Annotated in this window: 15 protein-coding genes; 8 read left to right on the top strand and 7 right to left on the bottom strand. The window is 33.0% G+C overall.

Annotated elements, in window-relative coordinates:
• Positions 1-15: 15 nt before the first annotated feature.
• The 3 genes from AB8B90_RS01645 to AB8B90_RS01635 all read right to left on the bottom strand — a co-directional run bounded on the left by AB8B90_RS01645 (position 16) and on the right by AB8B90_RS01635 (position 8,826).
• Entirely contained in the window at positions 16-177 is a 162-nt protein-coding gene (locus tag AB8B90_RS01645; RefSeq protein WP_405333016.1) for a DUF5522 domain-containing protein, read from the bottom strand.
• 375 nt (positions 178-552) lie between these two features.
• Positions 553-5,130 (bottom strand): T9SS sorting signal type C domain-containing protein, encoded by a 4,578-nt coding sequence (locus AB8B90_RS01640; protein ID WP_405333014.1) that lies wholly within the window; start codon positions 5,128-5,130, stop codon positions 553-555.
• A gap of 255 nt (positions 5,131-5,385) precedes the next feature.
• On the bottom strand, positions 5,386-8,826 hold the full coding sequence (locus tag AB8B90_RS01635) for a T9SS sorting signal type C domain-containing protein (protein ID WP_405333012.1): 3,441 nt from the start codon (positions 8,824-8,826) through the stop codon (positions 5,386-5,388).
• 173 nt (positions 8,827-8,999) lie between these two features.
• Here AB8B90_RS01635 and AB8B90_RS01630 point away from each other — a divergent pair, with 173 nt between their 5' ends.
• From AB8B90_RS01630 to hemL, 3 genes are read left to right on the top strand one after another with little or no spacing between them, the layout of a single operon-like run.
• Entirely contained in the window at positions 9,000-9,878 is an 879-nt protein-coding gene (locus tag AB8B90_RS01630; RefSeq protein WP_405333011.1) for a 1-aminocyclopropane-1-carboxylate deaminase/D-cysteine desulfhydrase, read from the top strand.
• A gap of 6 nt (positions 9,879-9,884) precedes the next feature.
• A complete protein-coding gene (locus tag AB8B90_RS01625) occupies positions 9,885-10,682 on the top strand; it encodes a glucosaminidase domain-containing protein (RefSeq protein WP_405333009.1) in 798 nt (265 codons plus the stop codon).
• 6 nt (positions 10,683-10,688) lie between these two features.
• Positions 10,689-11,975 carry a glutamate-1-semialdehyde 2,1-aminomutase gene (gene hemL, locus AB8B90_RS01620; protein WP_405333007.1) on the top strand — a complete coding sequence of 429 codons (1,287 nt, stop codon included), beginning with the start codon at positions 10,689-10,691 and terminating at the stop codon, positions 11,973-11,975.
• Between the two features lie 58 nt (positions 11,976-12,033).
• Here hemL and AB8B90_RS01615 read toward each other — a convergent pair whose 3' ends face one another.
• The 3 genes from AB8B90_RS01615 to AB8B90_RS01605 all read right to left on the bottom strand — a co-directional run bounded on the left by AB8B90_RS01615 (position 12,034) and on the right by AB8B90_RS01605 (position 14,515).
• The gene (locus tag AB8B90_RS01615) at positions 12,034-12,363 is read right to left on the bottom strand and encodes a hypothetical protein (RefSeq protein ID WP_405333005.1); all 330 of its coding nucleotides are present in this window, start codon (positions 12,361-12,363) and stop codon (positions 12,034-12,036) included.
• Positions 12,364-12,504: 141 nt separating this feature from the next.
• On the bottom strand, positions 12,505-12,921 hold the full coding sequence (locus tag AB8B90_RS01610; RefSeq protein WP_405333003.1) for a hypothetical protein: 417 nt from the start codon (positions 12,919-12,921) through the stop codon (positions 12,505-12,507).
• 82 nt (positions 12,922-13,003) lie between these two features.
• Complete coding sequence (locus AB8B90_RS01605; protein WP_405333001.1) at positions 13,004-14,515, bottom strand: hypothetical protein; 1,512 nt, start codon at positions 14,513-14,515, stop codon at positions 13,004-13,006.
• Positions 14,516-14,666: 151 nt separating this feature from the next.
• Here AB8B90_RS01605 and AB8B90_RS01600 point away from each other — a divergent pair, with 151 nt between their 5' ends.
• The 5 genes from AB8B90_RS01600 to AB8B90_RS01580 all read left to right on the top strand — a co-directional run bounded on the left by AB8B90_RS01600 (position 14,667) and on the right by AB8B90_RS01580 (position 18,310).
• On the top strand, positions 14,667-14,825 hold the full coding sequence (locus AB8B90_RS01600) for a hypothetical protein (RefSeq protein WP_405332999.1): 159 nt from the start codon (positions 14,667-14,669) through the stop codon (positions 14,823-14,825).
• Between the two features lies 1 nt (position 14,826).
• Positions 14,827-15,294, top strand: a complete 468-nt coding sequence (locus AB8B90_RS01595) for a hypothetical protein (protein ID WP_405332998.1) — start codon at positions 14,827-14,829, stop codon at positions 15,292-15,294.
• Between the two features lie 32 nt (positions 15,295-15,326).
• Complete coding sequence (locus tag AB8B90_RS01590; RefSeq protein WP_405332996.1) at positions 15,327-15,809, top strand: hypothetical protein; 483 nt, start codon at positions 15,327-15,329, stop codon at positions 15,807-15,809.
• A gap of 67 nt (positions 15,810-15,876) precedes the next feature.
• A complete protein-coding gene (locus AB8B90_RS01585; protein ID WP_405332994.1) occupies positions 15,877-16,572 on the top strand; it encodes a CPBP family intramembrane glutamic endopeptidase in 696 nt (231 codons plus the stop codon).
• Positions 16,573-16,666: 94 nt separating this feature from the next.
• Positions 16,667-18,310 (top strand): dipeptidyl-peptidase 3 family protein, encoded by a 1,644-nt coding sequence (locus AB8B90_RS01580; protein WP_405332992.1) that lies wholly within the window; start codon positions 16,667-16,669, stop codon positions 18,308-18,310.
• Positions 18,311-18,382: 72 nt separating this feature from the next.
• Here AB8B90_RS01580 and AB8B90_RS01575 read toward each other — a convergent pair.
• Positions 18,383-19,375: amidohydrolase family protein (locus tag AB8B90_RS01575; RefSeq protein WP_405332990.1), on the bottom strand; the 993-nt coding region annotated here is incomplete at its 5' end.

Raw genomic sequence — 19,375 nt, 5'->3', positions numbered from 1 at the left:
CGTGTGTTGTGTGCATTACTTTTTTTTTAAAGTGTTTTTGTCAAAACCATAAGGACAATGTCTGCATCCACTTTCGCAGCAGTAGCCTCTTTTTAAAAGATATTGCTCTGTAAAGCAACGGTAACCTTCAGGTGTTAAATAAAAGTCGCCTTCTTCTAATGGAATGATTTTCTTCATATATTACAAAGATAATGCAAAATGGATTGATTTTTGTGTGTAACAAACTATGATTTTAATATCTAAATATTTGGTTCCAAAGGGGTATTTAGGAATTACATTTTTTCCATTTGTATTTCTTAAATATGATGTCTTGAAATCTAATAAGTATCTTTTGAATCATGAAAAAATACATTTAAGACAACAATTGGAACTTTTAATTATACCTTTTTACTTTTGGTATGTCATTGAGTTTTTTGTTCGTCTTGTAGTTTATAAAAACTGGATTAAAGCCTATAAAAATATTTCATTTGAAAGAGAGGCATATACAAATGAAAAGGACCTAAATTATTTAAAATCAAGGTCCTTTTGGAATTTTATAAATTATACTAAATTTTAATCATTCAAAACTATTTTTTGTGATTTAGAATTCCCACTTACTAAGGTTGCTTTAACAATGTAAGCTCCACTAGAAAGGTTATGATTATTTAAAATAAATTCAGATTGGTTGATTGTGTCTTTATTAAATAAAACTCTACCCAATAAGTCATAAACAGTGATGCTTTCTATGGGACTTTTGTTTGAAGTAATCTTAATATAATCACCTTTAGGTGCGATAATATTTAATCCATTAAGTTCTAAATCAGTAATACTGAGAACTTCATTTGTATATCTTAATATGAATCTATTTTCATAATCAATAGCTTCTGATTCTGTAAAAGAATATGGGCTAGCTCTTAAATCGTGTATAATTCCAGCGTATGTATCTTCTAAATAGATGTTTTGATTTTCATTTAAGAATAAACCGTCAACTTTACCTATAGTAATAACGTATTCTCCTGGTTCAGGAATTACAGTTCCTAAAGGGACTTGGTCATTTTCATCAAAAGGTAATGAACGTCCTTGAATAATCATACGTTCATCATTTATTTTTGAATACATGCTTAAGTTGTTTACTTCTCTAATGTATGCGTCGTACAATCTATCTTTTTCTTGAGTCGCACCTTCAATATAACCTACTAAAATGTTAGATGAAGATCCGTTTGGAGAAAATAAATTTAACCAGATACGATGACGTTCTGTTGTATCAGAATTAGCAACATTTTCGTTCGTATCTATTTGTCTAAAAAATTCAGTATTGCTATGAGATCTATCTCTCACACTATTGTTGAAAGTAACACTGTTACTGCCATTTTCATTATTATTTAAAGCCAATACAAAGAACCCTTGACCTGATCCAATTTTTCCATTAAAAATAGGATTCGGATTTGAGACACCTGATAAATTATAAGTTATATAATCATTATCATCGTATGTGTATGCAAAATCATCATAGAACGAATCACCATTATTACCAATTTGAGTGCCGTGAGTCCAAATGTGAACAGAACCTTCTATAAGGTTATTACTAGGATGAGTTAAAAATGTTTGTGCATCTAAGGCTGATGGGTAAGGGTTTCCTAAAAGATTCCAGTTGTCATCAAAAGGTGTTACTGTCAAAACATCATTGCCATATGGGTTGTAGGTATAACTACTATTGCCAAAAGCGTTAGACCCACTTTCTATAGGTTGTGTAATAACACCATTATTTGGAACTCCTGTAAACACAGAAGTTGCTGTAGACACACCTGCAGTATGATTTGTTGGACCTCTTACAATATATCCTTTACCAAGATTCATCGTTCCCGAATTTAAAGGATTCCAGTTACCATAACAAATTGGTATTCCACCAGTTGGGAGTACGCCTGGTGTAAATGTTCCTGTAGGAACAGTTGGCATCCATTCATAAATGTAATTTAAAGGTGTATTAGTACCATATACGTTTGAGACATCATAACCTTGAACAGGACTTGACCAATATACATAGTCAGTTTGTCTAATACTGGTATTTCTATATAATTCTATATCACCAGAATTTATTTGTGTTGGTGCCACAGAAGTAGAACTGTCATATACTTGTATTAAACTAGCATCATTTTGTACAAATAACTCTCCTGTACCTTGAATTTCTATATAATCTTGAATAGTTAATGATGAACCAAAATTGTTTGTATTAGTATCAGAAGTTAATGTTAAAGTAGCTCCTGTTTCAATCGTTAAATTTAAACCGTCTCCATTATCGTTATCATAAATAACAGGGTCATTTCCGGTGACTGGGATAACAACACAATCGACAGCTGTTGGTATAGCATTGTCAGACCAGTTTAGTGGATTCATCCAATCATCTGTAGCTTCAGAACCATCCCAAATTTTTGTACTTGAGATTTGAACTAAGATTTCTTCAAATCTAGTCAATGTTGTACCATCACAAAAGTTATAAACTATTTCAGCGGTATACGTTGTGTCAGATAAAGGTGCAACTGTTATGATATCATTATTTCCTAAAGATGTAAGTCCAGTTGTTGAATTACCATTTCCTGACGCAGAGCCTTCAAACCATGTTAATGTAGAAATTGATCCTAAGCCACCACCTGTAGGAGTAAATCTCCATGCTTCTTGGGTAGTGTTCCAATTTGTATCTAAACTATTTCTGTTTGGGGCAGCTAAACCTGTAGTAGCATCATTTTGAATGGCTACTGTTGCATTTCCATCATTCCAAGGAAATACATTGTTGTTGTCAATATTTTTCTCTTCAATGTAAACATCGATAACATTACTATGCTCATATAAAACCATCATACCACTGTACAAAATAGAATTGTCAGAAAACATTGGTATATCGTGCCAAGACATAATAAAAGCTCTTTCTCCAGTATCAAGTGTAATCGTTTCGTAACCAACTTCACCACCTTGACTAGGATCAATATCATGATGTACTCCATATATCGAGCGTCCATAAAATTGTGTTCCACCTAATCCGTCAGCATTAGTAGCACTTGGTACATTCCAATCATTGATATAACCACAATTCGAACCAGCTGCATAAGTATCAAAAGACATGGCTCCATTAGCGGTTGCTTGAAATTGTGAAAAGGCATTAGCTGCGACATTATCATAAAAACAAAAATCAAAAGGTATATTAACGACAGGAGACCATGTATCATCATTAAAAGTTGAGAACTGATTAGCCAAACAGTCAAATTGATATGGAGGACTGTAAGCTATAGAAGATACACTATAATCACTTGGGTCCCCTAATAATAAATAACTAGCTTCAAGGTCTACACTTCCTACAACACCACATGAAGTAACAGCTGGATTACTACCATTAGTATCTGTGGCTACAAGATTAGGTAAGCCAAGAGAAGAAATTCCTGTTCCAGGTCCTGCTGTACAGTTTGGTGGAGAACATGATAAATCTATTGTAAAATCACCAGTTGTAGTACCTATATCGCTATAGTGTGCTACATATACATAGTAATCTGTTAAGAGAGATGTTGTAAATGTGAAAGAATCTAAGCCAAAACCATCTTGACAAGATATGTTAGTTAATGATCCACAGTTACCTTGCATCACTGCAATTTCAGTATCATATGAGCCATTAGGAGTTACATCTATTGTAGCAATATCTCCAGTACCTACAAAGTGAAACCATACACCATAGTCACTCATGGTACATCCCGTATTATTTGCCAAACTACCAGTTGTTCCTGTTGTAGTAGAAAAAATTGACTGTCCGCAATTCATATCTGTTGCCGTTGTACAATCTGTATTTGTTGGAGGTGGAGGTGGTTCTGTTACGCAAATGTCAAAAGTACCATTATTGTTATTTGCGTATTCCCACACTCTAATATAAATTGTATCACCTGGTGTTAAACCGGTTCTAGTAATTGATGACATTGCACCATTATCACTATCATCATCATCACATTCAATTAGTGTAAGTGATCCACAAGTTCCTGAATATATTGCCATACCACTGTCTGTCATAACACCCGTATCAGTATCAATAATAATACCTCCACCAGCTGGAACAGTAATTGTAAACCATACATCTCCTCCATTATAATTTCCACAACCAGGACCTGGAACACCAAAAGAAGGCGTTGCACTTTCATTAGTATATGTAGAAAATGAACATGGTGTGCTTATATTTAAATTTGTAGCGGTACATGGTTGGTCATTAACAGGAGGTCCAGGAGGCTCAGAGACACAAATATCAAAAGTACCATTGTTGTTATTTCCATATTCCCAAACTCTAATATAAATTGTCTCTCCTGGAGTTAAGCCAGTTCTAGTAATTGCTGACATTGCACCATTAGCACTATCATCATCATCACACTCAATTAAGGTTAATGTTGGTGTTGGGCAAGTGCCAGTAACAGAATAAATAGCCATTCCGCTATCAGTTATTACACCAGTATTTGTATCAACTATAATCGTTCCACTAGCTGGAACTACAGTTGTAAACCAAACATCGCCACCACTGTAACTTCCACATCCAGGAGCTGTAATTCCCGCAGAAGCTGTTGCACCAGCATTTGTAAATGTGGTATATGAACACGGTATGTTTGAAGTTAAAGCAATCGCACCACAAGGATCGTCATTTGCTATTGGTGCTGTTATTTCTAAGGTGAAATTCGCAGATGGTGTTAAAGCAGTCCACGAATCAATCACCAAATAATAGGTGCCAGGTGTCAAAGTTACTGGACCTGAATTTCCATCTGCATTGCTAGCTGTTATTATTCCTCCTACACAATTCCCATTTGTAGGTGCACAACCTGAATGAATGGACAGTGATTTCCAGGTGTTGCCTGTGCTAGCAAATGCAAAGGTGTAATCACCTCCACTTGTTATATTAATCGAATACACGCCATCTGTAGCATCTCCATAAAATCCAGATCCTGGAGTACAACTTATACCAACGCCGTAGTTATCTCCTAAACCTGCTGTGGTTTGTAATCCTGTAGAAATGGTTCCACCAGGAACTAAAGCTAATGGAGTTGCAGAGCCGCAATCTGCTCCTGGAGCTTGAGCAGTAACTAATTTAGGTGTAATTGCAATTATAAATACAAGAAGTAGTTTTCTAATCATAATCTAAAATATTTAAAACATAATCCTTTGCATTTTTATTTGCATTTTAGGGAGGTATAAAGTTTTAGTAGATACTGGGAATGTAATCTCAACAATTTAATCAAAAATATATTATTTTAACAAAAATTTATGGATTTATTTCATTTTTTGTTAAAGTGTTCCTTTTTTTGGTTAAAAGTCTAGTTATCAATAAAGAAAAAGACCTTAATTTATAAATTAAGGTCTTTAGTGTAAGTTAGAAAATTGTTAGACTATTTAGTCTTTCAAGATTACTTTTTGAGTTTTAGTTTGACCACTTGTAAGTGTAACTTCAACAATATATGCTCCGTTAGATAAATTGTGGTTGTTTATAATAAACTCTGTTTTATCAACAGCATTTTTACTAATTAGTGCTCTACCTAAAAGGTCGTAAATAACGATACTTTCAATAGGAGTTCTTTCAGAATTAACTTTAATATAATCACCTTTTGGCGCTATAATGTTCACATTAGTAAATTCTACATCGTCTATACTTAATGCTTCATTTGTATATCTTAGAATGAACCTTTCTTCATAATCTGTGGCTTCAGTTTCTGTAAAAGTGTACGGAGTAGCTCTCAAGTTGTGAATTGTTCCTGTTTGCGTGTCTTCTAAATAAATATTCTGATTATCATCTAAAAATAAACCATCAACTTTACTTATGGCAATAGTATATTCACCAGCTTGAGGTATAACAGTTCCTAGAGGGACTTGGTCATATTCATCAAACGGTAGTGAACGACCTTGAATTACCATTCGTTCGTCGTTAATTTTTGAATATATATTTAAGCTATTAACTTCTCTTGAAAACGCATCATATAATCTGTCTTTTTGTTGAGTTGCGCCTTCAATATAACCAACCATAGTATTTGATGCTGAACCATTTTGGTCAGCTATATTTAACCAAATACGGTGTCTTTCTAAGTTGTTAGTGCTAGTGACATTTTCATCATTCTCTGCATTTCTATAAAATGCTGTATTGCTGTAAGTTCTACTACGCATACTGTTATTAAACGTAACATTGCCAGTTTCATTATCATTAAGAGCTAATACAAAAAAGCCTTGACCTGAAGCAATTTCGCCTCCAAATGTTTCATTAGGATAACTACTACCAGATATGTTGTAAGTGATATAGTCAGAATCACTATAAGTAAACGTATAGTCATCATAAAATGAATCTCCATTACCAGTACCAATTGCAGTACCATGCGTCCATATGTGAACTGATCCTTCTATAATATTATTACTTGGAAGCATTAAAAATGTATCAGCATCTATAGCTGAAGGGTATGGATTACCAATGAGATTCCAATTGTCGTCTAATGGAGTTACAGCTAAGTTGTCTGCACCATAAGGATTGTATAATAAGCCACCTCCAGAATAATTTCCACTACTTATACCTTGTGTAATGACACCATTATTTGCTACACCATCAAACGATGCAGTTGCTGTTGAAACTCCAGCCGTGTGACCATTAGGTCCTCTAACAGCGTAACCTTTACCGAGGCTCATGTTTCCTGAAGTTGTTAAATCCCAATCTCCTACAATTATCGGTACATTTCCAGGCATGCTTAAATAACCTGTTGCAGTTGTTGGAGTCCATTGATAAATTCTATTAGTTGGTGTGTTAGCACCATACACATCAGAGACATCAAAGTTTTGTACTGGGCTAGACCAATAAACATAATCTAAGAGTCTTATGTCTGCGTTTCTATTGAGTGTTATGTCTCCACTGTTTGGAGCAGGAGGTGTGTCATTTACTTGAATTAAATTAGCATCATCTTGAACTATTAGAGAGCCCGTTCCTTGTATGTCTATATTGTCTTGTATCGTTAATGATGAGCCAAAATTATTTGCATTTGCATTGGCAGCTAAAGTCAGGGTAGCTCCAGTTCTGATGGTTAGGTTTAAACCATCGCCATCGATTTCATCTCCAATGACAGGATCATTTGGAGTTCCAGATGGAATGTACAAACATTGTGAATCTGTAGGAACAGAATTTCCATGCCAGTTTGATGCAGTATTCCAGTCGCTTGATGTTGCACCAGACCAATGTTTTCCAATAACATAATCTACACGTGTTCTTGACGCAGGCGCAGTAGGACAGGCGTACCAGTATGAGTAAATACCAGGCACACTAGTGTCTGTTAATCCAGAGCCAGGATAGTTTACTGGGTTAAAACCTGGTCCGGTTTCTATAGGTGTTCCTCCGACAGCCACAGTATACCATTCAATTGGTAATATTGTTTCCCAATTAACGTCTGGTCCAGTAGTAACAGTCCATGTGTATGGGCTATTACCAGTACCTCCACCACCAAATTCTGTTGTGACAAGAGTGTAAGGTGTTCCCATTGTTAAGTTTACAGTTAATCTAGAATTAAGACCAAAAGCAGAAGAATCATCATCACCAATCACAAAAGTTCCAGTTGCACATGAGCCAATGGTGTATAGTCCATCATTTACTATGATGTACCCCATCCCATCAAATCCAGCTGCAGCTGTCATGTCAAATACATAAAGACCTGTTGTAGGGACTGTGAAATTTATCGCTTCATATCGTCTAGCAGCACCAGTATTAGTATTACAAACTGTCGAATTTGCACTAGAAAATTGTCTATCTGCAGTTGGTTGCCCATCAAGGTTTCCAAAAACCGTATCAGATGTATTTGTTCCAGGAGGGCAAACAAAATCTGAAGTTAAAGATTGACTTCTTTGGTTAGCACAATCATCAAAAACACCAGTGTCACCTGGTGGTATAGGTGTAGTTACGCAAATACCAAAAGTACCATTATTATTATTTCCCCATTCCCAAAGCCTAATATAAACTATTTCTCCAGGAGTTCTGCCAGTAACTGTTATTGTTGACATAGCTCCAGTTCCAAAATCATCATCGCAATCTATTTGCGTTAAAGAACCACAAGTTCCTGAATAGACTGCCATACCACTATCTGTCATTACACCAGCTTCAGTGGTAATTGTGAATTCACCAGTAAAATTTACTTCGTAAGAAAACCAAACATCACCACCTTGGTAATTAGCACAACTTGGTGCAGGAGCTCCAGCAGATGCAGTTGCTATATCGTTTGTGTATGTATTAATTGAACAATCTACGTCTGAAAATAATTCAATAGCATTAATACATTCGTCATTAGAAAGAGGAGCTGTTATGAGTAATTCATAGGCTGGATTTAATACACCACTACCTGGTGTAGGTGGATATTGAGCTGCTGGTGGCCAAGAATCTATAACTATGTAATACGTATTTCCGGCAGTCAACGTTAATGTAAGTGTTGTTGGAAGATCTCTATTTCCAGCAGTACCTGCACTTCCTAAGCAATTACCCAAAGTGATTGGGCATGCTGAATGCACAGCTAACGATTTCCATGTTGTACCATTATTAGCAAAATCAAAAGTGTAATCTCCTGTTACGTCAACTGTTATTGAATATACACCATCGCGACCACCACCATAAAAAGTGGTTCCTGCCGTACAATTTGTGCCAGTGTAGGTGTTAAAGTATGCTGGAGGGTTAGTAATTTCATGAAATCCAGTAGACAATGTTGTACCATACTGAAGTGTTATGGGTGTTGCAGTAGCGCAATCATTACCAGAGGCTTGTGATAAGGCGGTTTGAGACACAAATGTTAATACAACGAAGAAAAGTAACTTTCTAATCATAATTTTTAAATTTAAGGCACAACAAAAAGACTTATTTTTGCAGTCAATTTATGTAGGATTTACTAAGATCAGGAAGAGCAATAATTATGTAGGCTTCCAAATTTACTCAAAAATATATAATTTTAGTTAAAATTTAAAGATTTATTAACTTATTTGATAAAGTGTTTTGTTTTATGGATAAAAACCTAATTTCAATTGATAATCACGTTTTTATAAAGCCAGAATATCTAAATCATCAGTATGTTTCGGGTAATAAATTGAGAAAATTGAAATACAATTTACTTGAAGCTAAAAAGGGTAATAAAAAGACATTATTAACTTTTGGTGGCGCGTATTCAAATCACATCTCTGCCATAGCATATGCAGGACAAGAAAATGGTTTTAAAACTATTGGAGTAATTAGAGGTGAAGAGTTGAATGATTTCAATGCTTTAAATGCGACACTTTCCTTTTCGAAATCTTGTGGAATGGAATTTAAATTTGTTTCAAGAGAACAGTATAGAAACAAGTCAACTCCTGATTTTATAAAGAAACTAGAGAAAGAGTTTGGTGATTTTTTTCTCATTCCTGAAGGTGGGACCAATGAATTTGCAGTTAGAGGATGTGAAGAGATTTTGGATGATGTAAATGAAACCTTTGATTATATATGTTGTCCAGTAGGTACAGGTGGGACAATATCTGGTTTAATTAATTCTAGTTCTGATGATCAGAAAATTATTGGTTTTCCTGCGTTAAAAGGTGATTTTTTAAGCAAAGAAATCACTAAATTTGTTACCAAGACTAATTGGGAGCTTAATACCGATTATCACTTTGGTGGTTATGCAAAAATCAATGAAGATTTAATTCAATTTATTAATACATTTAAAGAGACGTATAATGTGCCCTTGGATCCAATTTATACTGGAAAAATGATGTATGGAATTTATGATTTAATGTCCAAAGGTTATTTTGATAAAAACTCAAAAATTTTAGCTATACATACAGGTGGTTTACAAGGAATTGAAGGCATGAATGTAAAATTGCAACAACAAAATAAGCCCTTAATCGTTTAATAATTTATGAAAAAAGTTAGTGTTATTTTTTTAGTCTCTTTTTTGGTTTGTAGCTGTAGTTCTAAACGAAAAATTGTTACAAAAAAGAAGGATAGTAAACCTAAAATTGAGCAGGTTTCAAATAAAACGGAACCAAAGAAGGATATTATTTCAAAATCGCCTTCAAAAACAACAACTTATGCCAATTCTACTGAAGCTTATATCGCAAATTACAGTGCGATTGCTAAAGAAGAAATGCGAAAGTATAAAATTCCTGCTAGTATAACTTTAGCACAGGGAATTTTGGAATCTGGCTCTGGTAAAGGGCGTTTAGCAGTTAAAGCTAATAATCATTTCGGAATTAAATGTCATGGTTGGAAAGGTCAGAAAATTTATCATGATGATGATGCATCGCAAGAGTGTTTCAGAAAATATAAACATGCAAGATCTTCTTTTGAGGATCATTCTACTTTCTTAACGACTCGTGGACGTTATTCGAAATTATTTCAACTTAGAGAAGATGACTATAAAGGTTGGGCTAAAGGTTTAAGAGCTGCGGGTTATGCTACAGATAGGAAATACCCTCAGAAATTAATTAGTCTAATTGAACGCTATCAACTTTACACGTTTGATGATGAAGTTCTAGGTAGAAGTAGTACAGAAAGAAATAACGAAATAAGTAGTGAAGTTAATCATAAAGTTGTTAAAGGTGATACTTTATATTCGCTTTCAAAAACCTATAATACGACTGTTGAAAAACTCAAATCATTAAATAATCTAACAAATAACGAATTGTCAATCGGTCAGATTCTGATTGTAAAATAAAAACTTATGTTGTACAAAAGAAGTAGTGCGCTTTTTAGAGACGCAGAGAAAGTTATCCCTGGAGGAGTGAATTCGCCGGTTAGAGCTTTTAAGGCAGTAGGAGGTACTCCTATTTTTGCAAAATCTGCAAAAGGAGCTTACGTTTATGATGAAGATGATAATCGATATATAGATTATATAAATTCTTGGGGACCAATGCTGTTAGGTCATGCATTCGAGCCTGTTGTTAACGCTGTTGTTGAAAAAACTAAGCAAGGTACTTCGTTTGGGATGCCTACTGAAATTGAGACTAAAATTGCTGAATTGGCTGTATCGATGGTTCCAAATATTGACAAAATTCGATTTGTGAATTCAGGTACTGAAGCTTGTATGAGTGCAGTTCGTTTAGCAAGAGGGTATACTGGAAAAGATAAAATAATAAAATTTACTGGTTGTTATCATGGTCATAGTGATGCATTTTTAATTCAAGCTGGTAGTGGTGCTGTTACATTTGGAAGCCCGAATAGTCCAGGAGTGACTCAAGGAACTGCTAAAGACACCTTGTTGGCTAGATATAATGATATCGAAAATGTAAAAGCACTTATTGATGCTAATCAGAACGAAATAGCATGCATAATTCTTGAACCAGTAGCTGGAAATATGGGGTGTATTCCACCTAAGAATGGTTTTTTACAAGAACTAAGAACGCTTTGTGATGCACACAATATTTTACTGGTTTTTGATGAAGTAATGACAGGTTTTAGATTAGCTAAAGGAGGTTGTCAAGAACTTTTTGGTGTTGATGCAGATATTGTTTGCTTCGGAAAAGTTATAGGTGGTGGATTACCTGTTGGTGCTTTTGCAGCTCGAAATGAAATAATGCATCATTTAGCTCCTTTGGGAAGTGTTTATCAGGCTGGAACATTAAGTGGTAATCCGTTAGCAATGGCTGCAGGATTAGCGATGCTTACTTCTATAGATAATGATCCCGAATTGTTTCAACGTTTGGAAGATAAAACTGCTTATTTGCATAAAGGGTGCTCAAAAGTTTTGAGTGCAATAGGTGTTACACATACAATTAATAGAGTTGGTTCAATGATTTCTATACATTTTTCAGAAGATGAAGTTGTTGATTTCGACAGTTCAGCTAAAGGAAATAACGATGCCTTTAAAAATTTCTTTCATGGCATGCTAAACGAAGGTGTTTATATAGCGCCAAGTGCATTTGAAACTTGGTTTATCACAGATGCTTTGAGTTATGAAGATCTTGATGAAACGATTACTGCTGTTGGAAAAGTAGCGAAACAATTATAATGAAAAAGCCTGCTTAAATTTAAGCAGGCTTTTTTATAATAAGGTTCTTAGAATATTATTAATTGGCTCTATATGTAGCCATGTATTTTTCAAACTGCTCGTCATTAAGGATTTCCTTTAATCTGTTGTCTAAAGCGATATTAATAATTTTTAATTCTTCTCGATTAGCTTCTAAATCTTTGCTTAAGCCTTGGAAAGATGTTTCATATACTTTATATGCTTGGTAAACATCTTCTAATTGGTCTTTATGAATCTTTACAGTTTGTCCTACCGCTTTTGCTTTTTCTGAAGCTGCAGCGTTTATTTCTTTTATGTTTTGAGCATCTATTCCTTGAGTGCTAAATAAAAGTGTAAGGGCAAAAAAGCAGAGTGTAAATATTTTTTTCATCATCATGAATTTTATATAAAAATTTAAGTCACTAAATTAATGATTTTTAATTTAAAATGACAAATAAAAAAGCATTGATAAAAAAACCAATGCTTTTTGAAAACTAAATCAATCAATCAATATTATTGTTTTTCTAAAGATTTATTTCTGTGTTGTCTTTTTTTGTTTCTTTTTTCCTCTCTGATTAAGAGTCGTTTCCCATTTTTTATATTGTTCATCATTTAAGATGCTTTTCATTTGTTTTTTTAGTTCAATTTTACGGTCCAATCGCTCATTAGCCTTAGTGAAACGTTCTTCTTTTGAGGGTCTTTCGTCTTTCTTTTTTTCTTCAAATTTTGCTTTTTGTTGTTTTCTGTGATTTGCTTCTTCCAGTATTAAAGATTTTATTTTTAACTGTTGTGATTCAGTTAAGTCAAGCTCTAAAGTCATCTTTTTGGTTTTTAAAGTTGCAATCTCTTCAGCTGATAAATCTTTTAAAAAATCTTTTTTGTTTTTTTTATCTTGAGCAGTTACTGATAGAGTTAAAAAAGCAATGGCAATCATCATTAATTTTTTCATAATTTGTATGTATTTGTTTTTAATTGATATTGGTAAGACTAAGACTTTGTTGTAAGGTTTAATCAGTAATGGTTTTTAACGTCTATTTAACTTTTTGAGCAATTTTAACGAGCTCTAAAGTTGTTGTATAAAGTGGCTTATTTTCCATTTTACTCTTAAGCCATCCAAAAAAGCTCAATACAAAAATATCTTCTTGCTCAGCTTCAACCCAATTGAACGAAGTTTCAACTTTGGTTTTAAAGGCCTCAGAAGTTACTAACTCTGGATGCTTGTAGTATTCAATCACAAATTGTAAATATTTAATAACTCGCTCTTGACCAATTTGTTTTAAATAGTTGGAATGGTTGCGCTTAAAACTTAGTATTCTGGATTCAACTAGATCAATATTGCTTAATTCAATATGTAAAATTATTTCTATTAAGCTTTTTTTGAGAACCCATTCTTTACCAGCTTTTTCAGTATAATACTTGTCTGTATGATAGAATTTAGAAACAATTTGTATGGCGTCTTTGAATCTAGAACTTTGAATGTAAACCATAATTAGACTTAGTTGTATGTCTAAAACGGATTCAATGTCTGGGTGATTAGATTGTTTGTGTTCTTCGAGGTATTTAATAGCTTGGTCTTTTCGATTTGAGTAGTTGAGATTTAGTGCTTTAAGTAAAATGTATTTTCTTTCGAAAGTTTTGAAATGCTTTTTTCGTTGACTTTCCATTAACGTCTTCATTAGTTTTAGGTGATTCAATGAAGCCTCAAATTTTTTGTTTCTGAATAAAGTGTTTGCAATCATGTATACAATTTGAATATGATAATACAGTTGCTTGTCTTTCAGTTTATGGCTTTTAATCTTAGAATAAGTTTTCAAAAGAAAAGGTTCAATATTCAAATAATCATTCGTAACAAAAGCAGAAATACTCACGATAGTCATTAATTGATATAATGACTTAAATGACATGGAATCATTAATGCTAATATTGTGTTCTTTTAATGATTTATCAAGTATGGTTTGAAAATCTAAAACTTCACCTTTGTAATTTATATCTGCTAAGGTTTTTCTGATTTTGGCATAAACCATATTTAGTTCTTCTTCTAAATGATGATTTTTTTGATTGATTTTAAACGCTTTAATTAACAACTCAATATCAACCGAAGGATTTAAATAAGCGTATTGTATTTTGGTGTGGTATATTTCGTTCAGAATTGGAAATAATGAATGCTCTTGAGCTAAAATTTCAGCTTTCTCTAAAATGGCATAAGCAACTTTAGTTTGCTTCTTAATTAAGAATGTTCTAGAGGCAAGAATGTACTTAATGATTTGCATGTCAACAGAGTTTTCTTCCTCAAGATTAGTGTTTGCAATAAAGTCTATAAGTGATTGGTGTAAGCGTTTCCTTAGTGCATGATATGCAACTTTGTTGTCATTTTTATAAATGGTCTGACAAAGTGCTTTTGAGTTTAATTCGTTTTTGACTAATAGTTTGAAAAGTTGGATGTTTTTGGTGTCGTTTCGCTTATTCTTCTTTTCTAGAAATTTGATAAATCGCTGCTGCTCATCGGAAGAAAACGTTGCAATAATTGTATTAAGGTTTGTCATTTAGTCGTCAGTATATTTTTTTATATGGTAATAAAAATAATCTTTATTTATTTAAATAATAATATTTTATCGTCAGTATTTTGAATAATCAGTGTTTTTTAAATCAAGTTATCATTGCACATTTGTTTCATAATCAACAAAACAAAGTATTATGAAAACAGTTTTTAAAACAACACTTTTAATTACGCTTTTTGGTTTATTAGTGATCTTTTCAAAGTCAATTCAAATTGCATGTATTGAACAGTATGAAAGTCTTATTTCGTTCCTGTCAAAACGAACTAATAGTCAAGTACATATCTTAACATTTTAAGATGAAACTTAAGCAAGTAAATTCAGCATTTATTATCACAACTGGTGTTTCTGTTGTTGTGTTTGTCTATTTGGTTTTTTTAGGATATGACGAGATCAAGACCTTGAAGGATGTGGTTAAAATTGTTGCATCAATAGTATTTCCAATACCAATGTTATTTTTTATTCGCTTTCTATTAATAGAACATTTTTTGCCTCAAAATACAGATGAGTACAAATTAAAAAATCAAAAACCAGCGATTTTACTACTCATTTCAACTCTAGTTGTTAGCATTAGTTGTATGCAATTAGTTGAATATGTTACGCAACAGAAACTGGAAGACCATCTAATTTTTGCTCACCTAATTAATTCAACTACAATTAGTAGTTATGTGTTGAATTATATTTTATATAACAATTTAAAAGTCAACGGAATTTTAAGTGGTGTCTTGCTGTCATTAGCAATTCATGTTTTTTTTCTAGCGGCTTAATAATAAAAGTACAATCATCAAAAATTTAAATTATGAATCCAATTATTAACAGTCCAAAACCCAAATCGAATACTAATAAAAGAGAATTACTCTTTACATTTCAGTCTATAATAGTAACTGGTTTATTGGCCTTTACTGCCATCGCATTTTTCTTTTATTATGACTTATCTATAGTAAAAGGCATAAAAATTATTTTTGCTCCCTTTCTATCTGTAGTGCCTTTACTGTTTATTCTATCCATCTTAAGAGATTTAAGAAATGGTTTTAAAGAAGGTAATTATACCAAAAATGAAATCATAAAATTTTGTCTTATAACAGCTGGAATTACAGTAGCATTTACTGGAATCACTTTTTTACTATCTAAAATTCAAGCGCTTGAAATATTACTTGCAGCGATTATGGCTATTTTAAGTACTGTATTCTTTTTGAGAAGCAAGATTAAAGATATTTTAGGAATGAGTATCATCACAGGAATTGCTGAAGGAATTATAGTCTATATGATTTTTTTGTTTTGATGATGGTTAGCTATTGCTAACAATAAACCTCGTGGTAAATTACTGCGAGGTTTTAAAAGAGATACTTATGAAATCAACACTCACAAAATATTTAGTAGAATTCTCAAGCCTTAAATTGACCAGACCTATCTCTGATAAAGTACGATGGCTAGAAATAATTGGGGTAGTCTTAACTGCTCTGGGTAAATTTATAGTTATGGATTTTTTAAATTGGAGATTACCCTTCGTTATAGTTGCTATTTTGAGTTGGTCAATTTATGTTTGTTATCGTTATAAGAAGGATCAGCTTGTTTTAAAAGATTGGGGATTTCGTTTAGATAACTTTAAGGCTGTTTTTAAAATGATGATGCCTTTTACTGCTCTATCTGTGTTTTCATTTTTTATCATTGGATATGTTCAAGGAACAATTAATTTATCATGGCATATCTTGCCATTACTAATAACGTATCCAATTTGGGGAACGATACAACAATTTCTTACCATAGGACTCATTGCTGGTAATTTGAATACGTTAAGACATGTGAAGTTGAGCAAGATCTCAGTAATATTAATAACAGCAGTATTGTTTTCGTTGGTGCACTATCCTATAAACTGGTTAATGATAGGTACATTTGTTTTAGGCTTAGTTTATGGATATATTTATTTAAAATCAAAAAACTTATACGTTCTAGGTTTGTTACATGGATGGTTAGGAGCACTGTTTTATTATACAGTAGTTAATCAAGATCCGTTTGCAGATGTGTTTTTAAAATGGTTTAATTAAAAACCTTAAAAAAAAATAAAAAAAAATAACTGTACGCTCTTCTAAAATCTTTTTATTTAATTAAATTTGGAAAACTAATAACTTATAAAATTTTATGAAAAAAATAATAGCCTTGCTGTCCATATTAGTGATAGTTACTTCATGTAAAGAAGATAAAAAAGAGGAAGTCGTTACACCTGAAAAAAAGATGACATCAATGGAGAAGAACCTTAGTAAATATGTAAGTTTCAAGCTTACTGCAGACCTTGGTAGTTTGACAGAAAAAGAACGTCAAATGGTTCCGTTGCTTATTGAAGCTGCCGATAAAATGAATGATTTGTTTTGGTTTGAATCTTATGGCGATAAGAGCACTTTATTAAATTCTATTGATGATGAAGATACCAAAAAATATGTGGAAATTAATTATGGTCCATGGGATCGTCTTGATGGCAATTCTTCTTTTGTTTCTGGAATAGATGGTAAACCTTTAGGAGCAAATTTTTATCCTAAAGACATGACTAAGGAAGAGTTTGAGGCTTCTGATATTAAAAATAAATCAAGTTTGTATACGTTTATTCGTCGTGATGATGACGGAAAATTAATGTCAATTCCTTACCATAAACAATTTGAAAAGGAAGTGAAAAAAGTATCAAATTTACTTAAGCAATGTGCTGAACTTGCTGAAGATGATAAAGATTTACAGAAGTATCTTAAGCTCAGGTCTGAAGCGTTACTAAATGACAACTACCAACTTAGCGATTTAGCTTGGATGGACATGAAAAATAATAGACTAGATATTGTTATTGGACCAATTGAAACCTATGAAGATCAACTATTTGGAAACAAAGCTGCTCACGAAGCTTACGTTCTCATTAAAGATATGGAGTGGAGTAAAAGGTTAGCTAAATTTAGTGCTTACTTACCTGAGCTTCAAGAAGGTTTGCCAGTTGATGAAAAATACAAACAAGAAAAACCTGGTACAGACAGTGATTTAAATGCATATGATGTTGTGTATTATGCTGGAGATTGTAATTCTGGCAGTAAAACCATTGCTATCAATCTTCCTAATGATGAAGAAGTACAGTTGCAAAAAGGAACACGTCGTTTGCAGCTTAAAAATGCGATGCGTGCTAAATTTGATAAAATTTTAATGCCAATTTCTGATGTGTTAATTGACGAAAGTCAACGTAAACATATTACATTCGATGCGTTTTTTGCCAATACTATGTTTCATGAAGTTGCTCATGGTTTAGGTATAAAGAATACGATTAATGGTAAAGGAACAGTAAGAACGTCATTAAAAGAACATGCTAGTGCTTTAGAAGAAGGTAAGGCAGATATTTTGGGATTATATATGATTCAACAATTAAATGCTAAAGGTGAATTAAAAGAAGATTTAAAAGATAATATGGTGACATTTATGGCAGGTATTTTCCGTTCTGTGAGATTTGGAGCGTCTTCTGCTCATGGAAAAGCTAATATGATTCGTTTTAATTTCTTTAAAGAACAAGGTGCTTTTTCTAGAAATGAAGATGGAACCTATAAAGTAGATTTCGATAAAATGATAACTGCTATGGAAAAATTATCAAACAAAATCTTGACATTACAAGGTAATGGTGATTATGAAGGCGTCTCAAACTTAGTAGCTGAAAGTGGAATCATTTCTCCTGAGCTTCAAGCTGATTTAGATCGTTTGAGTGATGCTAATATTCCTGTTGATGTTGTTTTTGAACAAGGTACAAGTGCATTAGGATTGTAAATATTCTACTACCTAAAAACCCTTTCAATTCTTAATGAGTTGAAAGGGTTTTTTTTATGAGTTAATTTAAAATTACGACAGAATTCTATTCACTAATTTCTGTTTCGCAGCTTTATTATCACCACACAACCATTGAATGACATTGTCTTCCCAAATGGCATCACGTTGTATGTCATCAATAATATTTCTGTCGACTGCTAGATCTAATATTTTTCCTGGATAAGAACTTTGTTGCTCACTCTCCATTTCTCCTAAAGGATAAGGGTCATCTAAACCCATAAGAACTTGTTTAGACCCTTGATTTTTAATCAATAACTCCAGTCCACCAGTATCATGCACTAACGTGTCAAAAAATATATTTTTATGTCCAACAGCTTTTCTTGGATGCGTTTTGTCTTCAAATAAATCTGGACGACCATCAAAACCTTGAATACGTCTCCCTAAATTTATCTGAGCTAATTGTCCACCGTGAGCGAAGCAAATTCGCATATTCTTATATTTTTCATAGTACCCATTTAAGGTTAAAAAATGATACGCATCAGCGCATTGTGCTAACATCCAAATTAAATGAAAACGCCAAGATGTGTTCTCTAATTTTATGAATTTTTCACCATCATAAGGGTGTACTTCAACTGCTAAATTGTATTTGTCTGCCAGTTCAAAAATAGGTTCATTTTCTTCATCAAAAATACAACGCCAAGTCCCAATAGTGTCCATGTAATGCGTAGGTAAGCATAGTAGTTGCATGCCTAATTCTTCAACACAACGTTCAATTTCCCAGCATGCACCTCTAACAAAACCAGGATGTACTACAAAGCCTGTAGTGAATTTGCTTGGATTTTCTTTTTGTACTCTTGCATTAAAATCATTTTGAAATCGCAAGGCTTGCTTCATTTCTTCAAGTCTTAAACCATTTCCGTATAACTGAGATAAATTTAAAACAACAGCGTGATCAATTTTAAAATGCTCCATCCAAGCGAGCTTTTCATTCAAGAAGAAACTAGAATCAGTAATAGGACGATTCCAGTCTTTTTGAAGCATAAATTTTCGATCTTTGTCTACCCA

This window comes from Psychroserpens sp. (assembly GCF_045105015.1).
Taxonomy (GTDB): Bacteria; Bacteroidota; Bacteroidia; order Flavobacteriales; family Flavobacteriaceae; genus Psychroserpens.
This window is presented reverse-complemented; position numbering and strand designations above follow the sequence as displayed.

Coding starts and splice junctions, on each gene's coding strand:
- AB8B90_RS01645 (WP_405333016.1), bottom strand. CDS start 177: ATGAAGAAAATCATTCCATTAGAAGAAGGCGACTTTTATTTAACACCT.
- AB8B90_RS01640 (WP_405333014.1), bottom strand. CDS start 5,130: ATGATTAGAAAACTACTTCTTGTATTTATAATTGCAATTACACCTAAA.
- AB8B90_RS01635 (WP_405333012.1), bottom strand. CDS start 8,826: ATGATTAGAAAGTTACTTTTCTTCGTTGTATTAACATTTGTGTCTCAA.
- AB8B90_RS01630 (WP_405333011.1), top strand. CDS start 9,000: ATGGATAAAAACCTAATTTCAATTGATAATCACGTTTTTATAAAGCCA.
- AB8B90_RS01625 (WP_405333009.1), top strand. CDS start 9,885: ATGAAAAAAGTTAGTGTTATTTTTTTAGTCTCTTTTTTGGTTTGTAGC.
- hemL (WP_405333007.1), top strand. CDS start 10,689: ATGTTGTACAAAAGAAGTAGTGCGCTTTTTAGAGACGCAGAGAAAGTT.
- AB8B90_RS01615 (WP_405333005.1), bottom strand. CDS start 12,363: ATGAAAAAAATATTTACACTCTGCTTTTTTGCCCTTACACTTTTATTT.
- AB8B90_RS01610 (WP_405333003.1), bottom strand. CDS start 12,921: ATGAAAAAATTAATGATGATTGCCATTGCTTTTTTAACTCTATCAGTA.
- AB8B90_RS01605 (WP_405333001.1), bottom strand. CDS start 14,515: ATGACAAACCTTAATACAATTATTGCAACGTTTTCTTCCGATGAGCAG.
- AB8B90_RS01600 (WP_405332999.1), top strand. CDS start 14,667: ATGAAAACAGTTTTTAAAACAACACTTTTAATTACGCTTTTTGGTTTA.
- AB8B90_RS01595 (WP_405332998.1), top strand. CDS start 14,827: ATGAAACTTAAGCAAGTAAATTCAGCATTTATTATCACAACTGGTGTT.
- AB8B90_RS01590 (WP_405332996.1), top strand. CDS start 15,327: ATGAATCCAATTATTAACAGTCCAAAACCCAAATCGAATACTAATAAA.
- AB8B90_RS01585 (WP_405332994.1), top strand. CDS start 15,877: ATGAAATCAACACTCACAAAATATTTAGTAGAATTCTCAAGCCTTAAA.
- AB8B90_RS01580 (WP_405332992.1), top strand. CDS start 16,667: ATGAAAAAAATAATAGCCTTGCTGTCCATATTAGTGATAGTTACTTCA.